Raw genomic sequence first — 15538 nt, 5'->3', positions numbered from 1 at the left:
GGCGTGTTGTGTGGCGGTCTCACTCGCCCGAGGGCCGTCCGGGGCCGTCCGGCCGGCCCGCTTCGGCCATGCTTCCGGCTGCCGCGCGGGCCTGCCAGGCAAGTGCCCGGCAATCGAAATTGCATTCCAGCTGCCGATCGGGTGTAACGGTCTCCACCAGGGGAATTCGGTTCTGCGGAGGCGTCGGAGAGAGGTCACTATTCCACCGGCGTGGGCTGCAGTAGGGTGCGTCTGCGCCGTTCTGACCGCCGTTCTCACCGCCGTTCTGACGACCGTTCCGACAGCCGTTCTGACGAGGCCGCGCCCGTGCTCACGGCACCGGTGCCGACGCGGGCGCCTCACACACGATGGGATTTCCCCGTGAAAGACAACATGGTCGAGATTCTGACCGCAGCCGTTCTGGTGCTCGGACTTATCCGCGAGTTCAGGGACCAGAGGTTAACTCTTGTCCCGTGGCTGCTCCCGCTGATTCCGATCGTGGTCGGAGCCCTCCAGGACGACCTGATCGACCACGACAGGAGCGGCGCCTCGATCGGCCTCGGCGCCGGGATCACCGGTATCGGTCTGGTGCTCGGCGTGGCGTACGGCGCGCTGCTGCCGGTGAGCCGGGACGCGGCCGGGCACACCGTGTTCAAGGGCGGCCTGTACGCCCTGCCGGTCTGGGCGGGCCTGCTGGTCTCCCGGACGGCCTTCTTCAAGGTCGGCCAGAACCAGGACATCGACACCGGGTTCGGCTTCCTCGCCATCTCCTTCGGCGCGATGCTGCTGGCCCGCATGCTGGTGGTGACCATCAGGTCCCGGAAGCGCCTTCCCGCCGGCTCGGCGGCCTGACCCGGCAGGGCGGCGCTTCCGGGCCGGCCGGTCAGGCCGGTGTCAGGCTCCGGATGGCGCCGCCCAGTTCGCCGGCGGCCAGTGCCGCCCACATCACCCGACGGCGCGGCTTGCCGCTGGAGGTGACGGCGAGACCGCCGCGCGGCACCTCGACGGCGAGCAGGTCGGCCTCGGTGCCGAGGGCCTCGGCGAGCACCGCGTGCGCGGCGGCCTGCCACTGCGGGTCGGGCTTCTCCAGGACGACCACGCCGGTGGCGCGGTCCTCGCGGTGGCCCAGCAGGACCGCCACCCGCCGCTGGGGGATGCCGAGTTCGTGCAGCTTGGCCTCCAGGCTCTCGGCGAAGACCATCTTGCCGCGGACCTTGACGCCGTCGCCGAGCCGGCCGACCACGTACAGCTGGCCCTCGTGCAGGAAGCCGGCGTCGCCGGTGTGCAGCACGCCGCCGTCCAGCACCGTGCCGGAGGCCGTGCCGGCGACGCCCTGGTAGCGGGTGCCCAGGGTGTTCCCGCTGACCAGCACCTCGCCGACCACGCGGTCCGCCACCTCGACGCCCTCGTCGTCGACGACGGTGACCTGGACGCCGCGCAGCGGACGGCCGCAGCCGACGAACCGCCCGGCCTGGTCGCCCTCCAGGGTGACCTCGCTCCAGCCCTCGCCGATCGGCAGGCCGGTGACCGCCAGGGTGGCCTCGGCGCCGCCGTACGCGGGCAGCAGCGCGCGCCGGTCGAAGCCGTGCGGGCCGAGCAGCGCCTCGAAGCCCTCCAGCACCTGCGGGTCGATCCGCTCCGCGCCGAGGATCAGCGAGCGGAAGGAGGAGAAGTCCAGGCCCTCCAGCTGGGCCGGCTTCACCCGGTGCAGGATGTACGCCAGGCCGAAGTTGGGCATGGCGGTCAGGCCGACCTTGTTGTCGCTGATGCAGCGCAGGTAGCGCAGCGGGGAGCGGATGAAGTCCTCCGGCTGCATCATCCAGCCGTCGCAGCTCATCGTCACGAAGTTGACCATGCAGCCGATCAGGCCCATGTCGTGGTGGACCGGCAGCCAGGAGGCGCCCGAGTACTCCGGGAACCACTCCAGCCAGCGGTGCATCGCGTTCACGTCGTTGGTCAGCGCCTCGTGGCCGACCAGCACGCCGCGGGAGCGGCCGCTGGAGCCGGAGGTGAACTGCAGCAGCGCGAACTCGGCCGGGGGGTACGGCTTCTGGGCGGGCTCTACCTCGGCGATGAACGCGTCGAAGACCACCGGCTCGGGCAGGTCGAGGCCCTCGGTGACGGTGCGCACGGAGTCCTCCGACTCCTCGTCGCAGACGATCACCCGGGGCTGCGCGGTGTCGAAGAGGGCCCGCGCGTGCTCGGCGTACTCGCCGCCGCGCTGGAAGGCGAACGGCGGCGCGATGGAGCACGGGGTGCAGCCCGCGGCGATGGCGCCGAAGAAGGTCGCGACGAAACCGGGGCTGCAGCGCTGGACGACCGCCACCACGTCGCCCTCCTGGGCGCCGGCGGCGCGCAGCGCCTCGGCCGTGCGCAGCACCTTGTCGGCCAGTTCGGCGTAGCTGTGGAAGTCCCAGGAGTCTCCCGGACCGGCGAAGTGCAGGCCGCGCTCCTCCGAGGCTTCCTCGACCCAGTCCAACAGGGCCCTGTCGGGGATGCTCATTGACCGTTTCCTCCCGGATCCTTGCGTTCTTCGGAGCAACGTCGCTGCCGCCCAAGGCCGCATCCTCCGGTTCGTACGGGCAGGAAGCCAGGAATCGAGCGGGCAACTCCGGTCCACCGCACGGGCGGGACCAGCAAGGTCGATTGCCGGTCAGTTTCCTGGTCGGTTCACTCCACGCGCGCAAGCATCGGCGGCGAGAACTGTAAGTGCGGTCACCGGCCAGCGGCCAGGGGGCCGCCCGCGCCGCCGGCCGACCGCCGCGGAGAGGAGCCAGGTGTGAACCGGGCAAGCGATCGAGAAGGATCCGGTCCGCACTCGCCGATCCGCGAAGCCGGGGACCGTACGCCGCTGACCGCCGCGAGCCGGGCGCTCTGGCTCGCCCAGCAGTTCGCGCCGGACTCGCCGAGGTTCAACCTGGTGCGCCGCTTCGAGATCCGCGGCCCGCTCGACCCCGGGCTGTGGCACCGGGCGATCCGGCAGGCGCACGCCGAGTCCCAGGTCTTCGAGGTGCGCCTCGGCGAGGACGCGGACGGCCCGTACCAGGAGTACCTGGGCCGCTCCAACGCCGGCTGGGACGTCGTCGACCTCTCCGACCGGGCCGACCCCGAGCTGGCCGCCCACCGGTGGATCGCCGAGCGGATGAGCACCACCTACGACCTGCGGCGCGGGCCGGTGGGCGAGGACGTGCTGCTCAGGCTCGGTGCGGGCCACTGGTTCTGGTACAGCAGCTACCACCATGTGCTGACCGACATCCAGGGCCTGGCCATCCTCACCGAGCGGATCAACGGGCTCTACAAGGCGATGGCCGCCGGCACCGAGCCGGGCGGGCGCCCGCTGCCGTCCTCCCTGGTGCTGCCCCTGGAGGAGGCCGCCTACCTGGAGTCGGAGCAGTACGAGGCGGACCGCAGGTACTGGCTGGAGCGGCTGACCGACCGGCCCGAGCCGGTCACCGTGGCCCCCCGGGCCGCCGACTGGGTGGGCGACGTGCTGCGCGCCCAGACCCTGCTGCACTCGACCTACGCGACGGCGCTGCGCAAGCTCGGCCGGCGCCGGCGCACCGACTGGACGGCGGTGGTCGCGGCCGGGGTCGCCGCCTACCTCAGCGGCCTGAGCGGCCATCAGGACCTGGTCCTCGGGCTGACCGCCACCGTGCGGCGCACCGACGCGGCCCGCGCCACCCCGGGCATGCTCGCCAACGAGCTGCCGCTGCGCGTCCAGCTGCACCCGGGGATGACGGTCGGCGAGCTGATCGACCACACCTCCGCGCGGCTCGGCGAACTGCTCACCCACCAGCGCTTCCCGCACGAGCACATCCGCCGCGAGCTCGGCATGCGCGACGCGGGCGACCGGCTGTTCCACACCGCGCTCAACCTGGTGCCCACCGGCGACCGCACCGAGCTGGCCGGCTTCCCGGCCACCGTGACCGGCCTCAACGCGGGCCAGGTCCCGGACCTGGTCCTCACCCTGTTCCCGGACCCGGCCGGCGGGCAGCACGTCCGCCTGGAGGGCAACGAGGCCCGCTACGACCAGGCGGACCTGGACGCCCACACCGTCCGGCTGCTGGCCTTCCTGCACCGCCTGGCCGAGGCCGACCCGGACACCCCGCTGGCCCGGCTGCAGCTCGCCACGGAGGTCGAACAGGCCCGGGTGCTGGACGAGTTCAACGACACCGAGTGGCCGACCGAACGCGCCACCCTGCCGGAGCTGTTCGAGCGGCAGGCCGCCCGCACCCCCGACGCCGACGCGGTGGAGTCCGAGGGGCGGACCTTCAGCTACCGCCTGCTCGACGCCCGGGTGAACCACCTGGCGCGGATGCTGGTCGAGCGCGGAGTGCGCCACGGCGGCTTCGTCGCCGTCGCCCTGCCGCGCGGCCTGGACAACCTGGTGGCGCTGCTCGCGGTGATGAAGGCCGGCGCCGTCTACTTCCCGGTGGACCCGGGCTACCCGGCGGACCGGGTGGACGGGATGCTCGCCGACGCGCGGCCGGACCTGATGCTCACCCGCCGCGCCGACGGGCTGCCGGCCCGCGACGGCCTGGCCGTGGTGCACCTCGACGACGCCGAGGTGGCGGCCGCGCTGGACGCCGCCGACCCGGCCCTCCCGGCGCCCCCGACCGCGCCGACCGCGGCCGACATCGCGTACATGATCTACACCTCGGGCTCCACCGGCCGTCCCAAGGGCGTGCTGGTGCCGCACACCGGCCTGGCCGACTTCGCCGAGTCCCAGCCCGGCGTGCTGGCGCTGCGCGAGGGCGAGCGGGTGCTGATGATCAGCTCGCCCAGCTTCGACCCGTCGATGTGGGAGCTGTCGGTCTGGCTGATGAGCGGCGGCTGCGCGGTGATCGCCCCGCCGAAGCTGATGCCCGGCCCGCAGCTGGCCGAGTTCATCGCCGAGCACCGGGTCAGCTGCGTGGGCACCGTGCCGTCCGTGCTGGCCGCCTTCCCGCCCGGCTCGCTGCCGGACGACCTGATCATCGCGGTCGGCGCCGAGGCGCTGCCCGCCGAGCTGGTCCGCCGCTGGGGCGGGGCGCACCGGCTGCACAACGTGTACGGCGCCACCGAGAGCACCGTGTTCACCACCATGACCGGGCCGCTGACCGGCCCCGGCACGCCGTCGATCGGCTCGCCGCTGCACAACGCCCGGGTCCTGGTGCTGGACACGCTGCTGCGCCCGGTGCCGCCCGGCGTCACCGGCGAGATCTACCTGGCCGGCCCCGGCGTCTCGGTCGGCTACCACCGCCGTCCCGACCTCACCGCGCAGCGCTTCGTCGCGGACCCGTGGGGCCCGCCCGGCAGCCGGATGTACCGCACCGGCGACAACGGCTCCTGGGGGCCGGACGGCAAGCTGCACTTCGTCGGCCGCAGCGACCACCAGGTGAAGATCCGCGGCTTCCGGGTCGAGCTCGGGGAGGTCGAGTCCAGACTCACCGCGCACCCCTCGGTCGCCCGGGCCGCGGTGGTGGCCCGCGCCGGGCAGGGCAGTGCGCGCCGGCTGGTCGCCTACGTGGTGGCCGCGCCCGAGGCCGAGGTCGAGCCGGCCGAGCTGCGCGCCTGGGTCGGCCGGACCCTGCCGGAGCACATGGTGCCGGCCGCGGTCGTCGTGCTGGACGCCTTCCCGCTCACCTCGAACAACAAGATCGACCGGGACGCGCTGCCCGAGCCCGACATCCGCGGCGGCGCCACCCGCCGGCCGCCGCGCACCCGCACCGAGACGGTGCTCTGCGAGCTGCTGCACGAGGTGCTCGGCGCGGACGCGATCGGCATCGACGACAGCTTCTTCGACCTGGGCGGCGACTCCATCACCGCCGTCCAGCTCGCCGCCCGGGCGGTCAACTCCGGCCTGGCGCTCACCCCGCAGGACGTCCTGACCTACCGCACCGCCGCCACCATGGCCGCGGTCGCCGACGGCGGCCGGGCCGCGGACCTCGACCGGTCGCTGCTGACCGACGCCGGCGGCCCGTCCGAGGGCCTGCCGCTGACCCCGCTGCAGCAGGGCATGCTGTTCCACTCGCTGTACGCGGACGACTCCGGCGCCGACCCGTACATCGGCCAGATGGTCTTCGACCTGACCGGCGAGGTCGCCACGGACCGGCTGCGGGCCGCCTGCGACGCCCTGGTCGCCCGGCACGACGCGCTGCGCGCCGGCTTCGACCTGGACGGGCTGGGCGAGGCCCGGCAGACCATCCCGGCCGAGCTGGCCGTTCCCTGGGCCGTGCACGACCTGCGCGGGCTCGACGCCGAGGAGCAGCGGGCGCGCACCGCCGAGCTGCTGGCCGCCGACAAGGCGACCCGCTTCGACCTGGCGCGGCCGCCGCTGCTGCGGTTCGCCGTGATCACCACCGCCGACGACCGGCACCTGCTCGTCTTCACCAGCCACCACGTGCTCTTCGACGGCTGGTCCGTCGGGATCATGCTGAAGGACCTGTTCGCGGCGTACTCCGGGACGGCCGAGCCCTCCGAGCCGGTCTCCTTCGCGGCCTACCTGCGCTGGCAGGACCTCCAGCCGCGGGAGACCGCGGCGGACGCCTGGAAGCGGGCGCTGGCCGGGATCGAGCAGCCCTGTCTGGTCGCGCCCGGGGCGGCGCTGACCACCGAGATGCCCGCGCTGATCCGCCGGTCGCTGTCCGAGAAGCTCTCCGCGGACCTCGGCGGCACCGCCCGCCGGGCCGGCCTGACCGTGAACACCGTCTTCCAGGGCGCCTGGGCGGCGCTGCTGGGGCAGCTGACCGGCCGGGACGACGTGGTCTTCGGCACCTCGGTCTCCGCCCGCCCGCCGCAGCTGGCCGGGATGCAGGACCTGGTCGGCCTGGTGATGAACACCGTCCCGGTGCGGGTGCGGCTCTCCGCCGAGCGGACGCTGACCGAGCTGCACACCGAGGTGCAGGCCGAGCAGGCCGCGCTCGGCGCGCACCACCACCTGGGCCTGGCCGACATCCAGCGGGGCCTGGGGCTGGGTGAACTCTTCGACACCACCATGGTGTTCGAGAACGCGCCGGCCGACCGCGAGGCGATCCGCCGGACCCTGCCGGGGCTGGAGATCGCGGTCGCGGAGTCCGACCGTACGGGTGTCACCCACTACCCGCTCAGTCTGATCGTCCACCCCGGCCCGCGGCTGCGGCTCGAACTCACCTACCGCGAGGACCTGTTCGCCGCCGAGCAGGCCGAGCTGCTGCTGGAGCGGCTGGAGCGGTACCTGCGGGCCTTCGTCGCCGAGCCGGAAATCCCGCTCGGGCGCGTCGAGTTGGTCGACGCCGAGGAGCGCCGCGCGCTGGTCGAGGCGTGCAACGAGACCGCCGTGGCGCACCAGGAGGGCACCCTGCACGGGCTGTTCACCGCGCAGGCCCGCCGGACGCCGGACGCCGAGGCCGTGGTGTACGGCGAGCGCCGGGTCAGCTACGCCGAACTCGACGCGCTCTCCGGCGGGTTGGCGGCGACCCTGGCGGCGGAGGGGATCGGCCCCGGCGACGTGGTCGCGGTGGCGCTGCCGCGCGGCGTGGACCTGGTGGTCGCGCTGCTCGCGGTCCTGCGCACCGGCGCCGCCTACCTCCCGCTGGACCCGGAGTACCCGCCGGAGCGGGTGCGGGCGATGACCGAGGACGCCCGTCCGGCGCTCACCCTGGACGAGCGGACCTTCGCCGAGCTGTCGGCGCGGGAGACCGCGGGCCCGGCGCCGGACCGCGCGGTCGACCCGGTGCACACCTCGTACGTGATCTTCACCTCGGGCTCCACCGGCCGTCCCAAGGGCATCGTGGTCGCCCACCGCGGCATCGTGAACTACCTGCGCTGGATGCAGCGCTGCTTCCCGCTGGCGCCCGGCGACCGGGTGCTGCAGCGCACCTCGATCAGCTTCGACCCGTCGGTGTGGGAGATCTTCTGGACCCTGCACGTCGGCGCGACGATGGTGGTCGCGCTGCCGGAGGCCGACCAGCACCCCGGCTACCTGCCGGAGCTGATCCGCACCGAGCGCGTCCACACCGCGCAGTTCGTCCCGTCCACCCTGGAGCTGTTCCTGCTGGAGCCCGGCGCGGCCGGCTGCGACAGCCTGCGCCAGGTGTTCTGCGGCGGCGAGAAGATGACCGCCGGCCTGGTGGAACGTTTCCGCAAGGTCAGCGAGGCCGGCCTGCACAACCTGTACGGGCCGACCGAGGTCTCCATCTACACCACCACCTGGCAGGCCAGGTCCGAGACCGGCACCGCCGACGTCCCGGTCGGAGGCCCGGCCGACAACCTGCGGGTGTACCTGCTGGACGGCGCGCTGCGCCCCGTCCCGGCCGGCATGCCCGGCGAGATCTACATCGCCGGCACCGGCGTGACCGACGGCTACACCCGGCGCCCGCTGCTCACCGCCGAACGGTTCGTCCCCGACCCCTTCGGCCCGGCCGGCACCCGGATGTACCGCACCGGCGACCTCGGCGTGCGCCGCCCCGACGGAGCGGTGCGCTACCTCGACCGCGCCGACCACCAGGTGAAGATCCGCGGCCACCGGATCGAGCTCGGCGAGATCGACTCGGCGCTGTCCGCGGTGGACGGCATCCGGCAGGTCGCCACCGTCGTCCGCGAGGACGTCCCGGGCAGCCCGCGGATCGTCTCCTACGCGGTGCCCGAGCCCGGCGCCCTGCCCGACCTGGACACCGCCCGCAAGCAGGTCGCCGAGCAGCTGCCCGAGTACATGGTCCCGTCCGCGATCGTGTCGCTGACCGCCCTGCCGCTCACCCCCAACGGCAAGCTCGACCGGTCCGCCCTGCCCGCTCCGCAGGCCGGCCGGCGGGAGCGGCGCGAGCCGCGCACCGACCGCGAGCACCTGCTCTGCCGCCTCTTCAGCGAGGTGCTCGACGGACAGCAGGTGGGCATCGACGACAACTTCTTCGACCTGGGCGGCGACTCCATCGCCTCCACCCGGCTGGCCGGCCGGGCCCGGATCGCAGGCCTGTCCCTCACCCCACGGGACGTGTTCCGTCACCGCACCGTGGCGGCTCTGGCGGATGTCGCCACCGAGACCGAGCCCGAGGCCGCCGTCGCCCCGCCGGCGGCACCCCGGCTCGAACTCGACGCCGACGAGCTCGCCGAACTCGAAGCGCACTGGAGAAGTGGGAAATGAAGCCGACCTCGTTCGACGCGATCTGGCCGTTGACGCCGCTGCAGGAGGGCATGCTCTTCCACGCCCTGTACGACGGCGGGCAGGAGGGCGTCGACCACTACAACATGCAGCTCCCGATCGAGCTGACCGGACCGCTGGACCCGGCCGCGCTGCGGCGCGCCTGCGAACTGGTCGTGGCCCGGCACCCCGCGCTGCGGGTCGGGTTCCTGCAGCGCCGCTCCGGCGAGCCGTTCCAGGCCGTGGCCTCCCAGGTGGAGCTGCCGTGGGCCGAGGTCTCCCTCACCGGCCTCGACCCCGCCGAGCAGCAGCGGCGGCTGCGGGAGGTGCTCACCGAGGAGCGCCACCGCCGCTTCGAGATGACCCAGCCCCCGCTGCTGCGGTTCACCCTGGTCGCGCTGGCCGCCGACCGGCACGTCTTCGTGCTGACCAACCACCACATCCTGATGGACGGCTGGTCGATGCCGGTGGTCGTCGAGGACCTCTTCCGGATCCTCCACCACGGCGGTGACGCCGCCGCCCTGGACCCGGCCGTCTCCGTCGGCGACTACCTCGGCTGGCTGAGCGCCCGCAACCGCGCCGCCACCGAGGCCGCCTGGGGCAAGGCGCTGGCCGGCCTGGAGGGCCCGACCCTGCTCGGCCGCGGCGCCGAACTGGCCGGCGGCGACGTCTCCCAGCACCGGATCCGGCTGGAGCTGGACGAGGAGCGCTCCCGCGCGCTGGCCGAGGCCGCCCGCGGCCGCAACCTCACCGTCAACACCGTGATCCAGGGCGCCTGGTCGCTGCTGCTCGCGCTGATGACCGGCAGCGACGACGTGGTCTTCGGCTGCACCGTGGCCGACCGCCCGGCCGCGATCCCCGGCGTGGACCGGGTCGTCGGCCTGCTGATCAACACCGTCCCGGCCCGGGTGCGGATCGACCACACCGAGCCGTACGGCGCGCTGCTCGACCGCGTCCAGGACGAGCAGGCCGCGCTCGCCGAGCACTCCTGGCTCGGCCTCGCCGACATCCACCGGATCAGCGGCCACGACGGCCTCTTCGACACCACCATCGCCTTCGAGAACTTCCCGCTGCCGGCCTCCGCCCGCGGCGTCGAAGTTGCCGGTCTGCGCCTGGCCCTTGCCGGCGAGGCCGTCGACGAGGTGCCCGAGGGCACCCACTACCCGCTCAGCCTGGCCGTCTTCCCCGGCCCGACCACCGTGTTCGAGCTCAACTACCGCGCCGACCTCTACCCGAAGGAGCGGGCCGAGGCGCTGCTGGAGCGCCTGAGCCTGCTGGTCGGCCACGCCGTCGAGCGCCCGGACACCCCGGTCGGCCGGCTGCCGCTGCTCACCGGGGAGGAGCGGCTGCGCGTCGACCGCGCCGCCGCCCCGGCCCCGGTCGCCACGCCGCCCGGCACCCTGGTGCGGCTCTTCGAGGAGCAGGCCGCCCGCACCCCGGACGCGCCCGCGGTCAGCTGCGGCGCCGAGAAGCTCACCTTCGCCGGGCTCAACACCGCCGCCAACCGGCTGGCCCGGCAGCTGGTCGCCCGCGGCGCCGCCCCCGAGCGGCCCGTGGTGATGGCCCTGCCGCGCACCGCGGGGGCCGTCGTCACCCTGCTGGCGATCCTCAAGTCCGGTGCGGTGTACGTGCCGGTGGACCTGGAGCAGCCCGCCGAGCGGATCGCCGCGGTCTTCTCCGAGCTGCGCCCGCACCTGGTGGTCACCACCGGCGCGGCCGCCGCCCGGCTGCCGGAGGGCACCGAGCGGGTGCTGCTGGACGAGCTGCCGCCGGAGCCGGACGGCGCCGACCCCACCGGCGCGGACCTCACCGACGCCGACCGGATCGCCCCGCTGCGCCCGGAGAACCTGGCGTACACCGTCTACACCTCCGGCTCCACCGGCCGCCCCAAGGGCGTCGCGATCGAGCACCGGTCGCTGGCCAACATGTTCCACAGCCACCGCAACCACCTGTTCCAGCCGGAGCAGGCCGCGGCCGGCCGCCCGCTGCGCGCCGCGCTCACCAACTCCCTGGTGTTCGACGCCTCGTGGAGCCAGCTGCTGTGGATGGTCGGCGGCCACGAGCTGCACATGATCGAGGAGGAGCTGCGGGCCGACCCGCGGGCCCTGCTCGACCACGTCACCCGCCACGGCATCGAGGTGCTGGACACCACCCCGAGCTTCGCCCGCCAGCTGATCGCCGAGGGCCTGCTCGACGAGGGCCGTACGGTGCGCGTCCTCGCGCTCGGCGGCGAGGCCGTCGACGAGCCGCTGTGGCAGCGGCTGCGCGCCACCGACGGCCTGTCCGCGTACAACCTGTACGGGCCGGCCGAGTGCACCGTCGACCCGATGTACGCCCGCTTCGCGGCGCACGAGCACCCGGTGATCGGCGGCCCCGCCGACAACCTGCGGGCCCACCTGCTGGACGACGCGCTGCGGCCCGTCCCGCCCGGCGTGACCGGCGAGCTGTACCTGGCCGGCGCCGGTCTCGCCCGCGGCTACCTCGGGCAGCGGGTGCTCACCGCCGAGCGCTTCGTCGCCGACCCGTTCGGCGGTCCCGGCGCCCGGATGTACCGCACCGGCGACCGCGCCCAGCGGGACGACGACGGCACCCTGGTGTTCCTCGGCCGCACCGACGACCAGATCAAGATCCGCGGCTTCCGGGTCGAACCGGGCGAGATCGAGGCCGTGCTGGCCGCCGACCCGGGCGTGCGGCACGCCGTCGTGGTGGCCCGCGAGGACCACCCCGGCTCGCCGATGCTGGTCGGCTACGTGGTCGCCGCGCCCGGCGCCACCGTCGACGGCGCGGCGCTGCGCGCCCGGGCCGCCGAGGTGCTGCCCGGCTACATGGTGCCGACCGCCGTCCTGGTCCTCGACGAGCTGCCGATCACCGTCAACGGCAAGGTGGACAAGGCGGCGCTGCCCGCGGTCCGCTTCGACGGCGGCGGCGAGGGCGGCGAGCCGCGCGACGAGCAGGAGGAACTGCTCTGCGGGCTGTTCGCCGAGGTGCTGCCGGTCGAGAAGGTCGGGATCCACGACAACTTCTTCAACCTGGGCGGCGACTCGCTGCTGTCCATGCGGCTCTCCGCACTGGCCCGCCGGGCCGGGCTCGCGCTCAGCCCCCGGGACGTCTTCCTGCACCGCACGGTGGCCGCGCTGGCCGCCGCCGCCCGGGACGCCGACGCCGCGGAGGCCGCCGCCGAGCCGCTGCCCGAGGGGCCGCTGCTCGAACTGACCGCCGAGGAGCGCGCCGAGGTCGAGGCCGCCCACCCCGACGCCGTCGAGGTGTGGCCGCTGACCTCGCTCCAGCAGGGCATGAGCTTCCACGCCCTGCTCGCGCCCGACCGGGTCGACCCGTACATCACCCAGCAGGTCTTCGACCTGGACGGGGAGGTGGCGCCCGCCGTCCTGCGCGCCGCCTTCGGCACGGTGCTCGCCCGGCACGCCAACCTGCGGGCCCGCTTCGTACGGCTGCGCTCCGGCCGGGCCGTGCAGGTCGTCCCCGAGCGGGTCGAGCTGCCCTGGCGGGAGGTCGACCTCGGCGCCCTCGCCCCCGGGGAGCAGGGCCGCCGGGTCGAGGAGCTGGTGGCCGAGGAGCACGACCGGCCGTTCCCGCTGGGCTCCTCGCCGCTGCTGCGGGCGCTGCTGGTCCGGCTCGCCGACGACCGCCACGTGCTGGTCGTGACGGACCACCACATCCTGCTGGACGGCTGGTCGGTGCCGCTGTTCTACCGCGAGGTGTTCGCCGCGTACGCCGCCGGCGGCTCCGCCGAGGGGCTGCCGGAGCCGGTGCCGTTCCGCCGGGTGCTCGCCTGGCTGACCGGCCGGGACGGCGCCGCCGCCGAGCGGGCCTGGGCGGGGGCGCTGGCCGGCCTGGACGAGCCGACGCTGGTCGCCCCGAACGCCGACCTGTCGGTGCTGGCCGCGCAGGGCACCGCCCACGAGGTCCTGGACGCCGAGGCCTCGGCCCGGATCACCGCCGCCGCCCGCGCCGCCGGGATCACCGTGAACACCCTGCTCAACGGCGCCTGGGCGATCGCCCTGGAGCGGCTGACCGGCCGCGCCGACGTCGTCTTCGGCGCCTCGGTGTCCGGGCGCGCGCCCGAGCTGCCCGGCGTCGAGGACGCGATCGGCCTGGTCATGAACACCGTGCCGTTCCGGGCCGTGCTGGACCCGGCGGAGCCGCTGTCCGCGGCCCTGGTCCGGCTGCAGACCGAGCAGTCCGAGCTGATCGCCCACCACCACCTCGGGCTGCCCGAGATCCAGCGGGCCGTCGGCCTCGGCGAACTCTTCGACACCATCGTCGGCTTCGAGAACGCCGGCATCGACCACGCCGAGGTGCGCCAGCCCGTACCGGGCCTGGGCATCGGGCTGCGCGAGCCGTCCGTGCCCGGCTCCGCCCACTACCCGCTGCGGCTGCTGGTGCGCCCGGGCGAGCGCCTGGACGTCAAGCTCCACTACCGCACCGACCTGTACGGCGAGGCCGAGGCGGGCGACCTGCTGGCCTCGGTGCTGCGGGTGCTGGAGACCTTCGCCGAGGCGCCCGCCACGCCGCTCGCCGGGCTGGACCTGCTGTCCGCGGCGACCAGGGAGACCGTCCTGGAGCGGTGGGCCGCGACCGCCCCCGCCGCCCCCGCGGCCACCATCCCGGCGCTGTTCGCCGAGCGGGTCGCCGAGCACCCCGACGCGCCGGCCGTGCTGACCGGCACCGAGGAGCTCAGCTACGCCGAACTCGACGAGCGGGCCAACCGCCTGGCGCGCGTCCTGCTCGCGCACGGGGCCGGCCCGGAGCGCGTCGTCGCGGTCCTGCTGCCCCGCACGGCGGAGCTGGTCACCACCATCCTGGCGATCTGGAAGAGCGGCTCCGTCCACATGCCGGTGGACACCGACTACCCGGCCGACCGGATCGAGTTCATGCTCACCGACGCCCGGCCGGACCTCATCCTGGCCGCGCCCGACGCGGTCGGGAAGATCCCGGACGGGCTGCGCGACCGGGTGGTCACCACCGACCGGCTCACCGCCCCGGCGGACACCCCGTCCGGGGAGGTGACCGACGCCGAGCGCGGCCGCCCGCTGCTGCCCGCCTGCGGCGCGTACATCATCTTCACCTCGGGCTCCACCGGCCGCCCCAAGGGCGTCCTGGTCACCCACGCGGGCCTGGCCAGCTTCCTGGCGACGCAGCGGCGCCACCTGGACCTCGGCCCCGGCCGCAAGGTGCTGTGGTTCGCCTCGCCCAGCTTCGACGGCGCCATGGGCGAGCTCAACACCGCGCTGCTGAGCGGCTCCTGCGTGGTCGTCGGCAGCTACGAGGAGATGCTGCCCGGCCGGCCGCTGGCCGACTGGGTGGCCAGGACCGGGGTGCGGACCCTCACCATCCCGCCGTCCTCGCTGGCCGCGATGGCCGACGGCAGCCTGCCGGAGGGGATCACCCTGGTCACCGGCGGCGAGGTGCTGCCGCCCGAGCTGGTGGCCCGCTGGGCCCCCGGTCGGCGGATGCTGAACATCTACGGCCCGACCGAGACCACGATCATCGCGACCGTCGGCGGGCCGCTGGAGCCCGGCGTCGCCGTGTCGATCGGCGTCCCGGTGGTCGGCGCCCGGATCCGGGTCCTCGACCACTGCCTGCGCCCGCTGCCCGCCGGCGTGCCCGGCGAGGTGTACATCTCCGGCGCCGGCCTGGCCCGGGGCTACCTGCACCGGCCGGAGCTCACCGCGAGCCGCTACGTCGCCGACCCGTTCGGCGGGCCGGGCACCCGGATGTACCGCACCGGCGACATCGCCCGCTGGCTGCCGGACGGCCGGCTGGACTACGTGCGCCGGGCCGACGACCAGGTGAAGCTGCGCGGCTTCCGGATCGAGCCCGGCGAGATCGAGGCCGTGCTGGCCGCCGACCCGAGCGTGCGGCACGCCACCGTGCAGCTGCGCGAGTCCACCCCGGGGGCGCGGCAGCTGGTCGCGTACGTCGTCCCGGCCGGACCGGAGGGCACCGACCCCGCCGCGCTGCGCGAGCGGGTCGCCGCCCACCTGCCGGAGTACATGGTGCCGGCCGCCGTGGTCGAGATCTCCGAACTGCCCACCACACCGCACGGCAAGCTGGACCGGGCCGCGCTGCCCGCCCCCCGCTTCGCCGCCGCCGAGGGCAGCCGGGCGCCCCGCACCCCGCGCGAGGAGCTGCTGCGGCGGCTGTTCGTCGAGGTGCTCCAGGTCGACCGGATCGGCATCGACGACAGCTTCTTCGCGCTCGGCGGCGACTCGATCATGTCGATCAAGCTGGTCACCGCCGCGCGCGAGGCCGGGCTGGAGATCTCCCCGCGGGACGTCTTCACCCACAAGTCCGTCGCCGAACTGGCCGCCGTGGTCACCGAGTCGGCGCCGGACGCCGACGAGGAGGCCGAGGAGCCGCTCATCGACCTCGACCAGGACGAACTCGACGAGTTCATCGCCAAGTTCGCCGCCGAGGACTGACCGACCCGGGCGGCGGAGC

The 15538-nt window shown here is 74.5% G+C and carries 4 protein-coding genes; 3 read left to right on the top strand and 1 reads right to left on the bottom strand.

The window, feature by feature from the left end:
- Positions 1-372 precede the first annotated feature (372 nt).
- The gene (locus tag IE332_RS00695) at positions 373-831 is read left to right on the top strand and encodes a hypothetical protein (protein WP_189913066.1); all 459 of its coding nucleotides are present in this window, start codon (positions 373-375) and stop codon (positions 829-831) included.
- 31 nt (positions 832-862) lie between these two features.
- Here the strand turns inward: IE332_RS00695 and IE332_RS00690 are convergent, their stop codons facing one another.
- Entirely contained in the window at positions 863-2482 is a 1620-nt protein-coding gene (locus IE332_RS00690) for an AMP-binding protein (RefSeq protein WP_189913065.1), read from the bottom strand.
- A gap of 276 nt (positions 2483-2758) precedes the next feature.
- On the opposite strand from IE332_RS00690, the gene IE332_RS00685 reads away from it, so the two are divergent.
- Positions 2759-9079: a non-ribosomal peptide synthetase gene (locus IE332_RS00685; protein WP_189913064.1), complete on the top strand. Its 6321-nt coding sequence runs from the start codon at positions 2759-2761 to the stop codon at positions 9077-9079.
- Positions 9076-15519 carry a non-ribosomal peptide synthetase gene (locus IE332_RS00680; protein WP_189913063.1) on the top strand — a complete coding sequence of 2148 codons (6444 nt, stop codon included), beginning with the start codon at positions 9076-9078 and terminating at the stop codon, positions 15517-15519. Before IE332_RS00685 ends, IE332_RS00680 begins: the two co-directional genes overlap by 4 nt.
- Positions 15520-15538: the final 19 nt, after the last annotated feature.

It is taken from the genome of Kitasatospora xanthocidica (assembly GCF_014656195.1).
Lineage (GTDB): Bacteria > Actinomycetota > Actinomycetes > Streptomycetales > Streptomycetaceae > Kitasatospora > Kitasatospora xanthocidica.
This window is presented reverse-complemented; position numbering and strand designations above follow the sequence as displayed.

Bases quoted from the DNA above. Each gene is read 5' to 3' on its own strand.
- IE332_RS00695 (WP_189913066.1), top strand. From the start codon at position 373: ATGGTCGAGATTCTGACCGCAGCCGTTCTGGTGCTCGGACTTATCCGC.
- IE332_RS00690 (WP_189913065.1), bottom strand. From the start codon at position 2,482: ATGAGCATCCCCGACAGGGCCCTGTTGGACTGGGTCGAGGAAGCCTCG.
- IE332_RS00680 (WP_189913063.1), top strand. From the start codon at position 9,076: ATGAAGCCGACCTCGTTCGACGCGATCTGGCCGTTGACGCCGCTGCAG.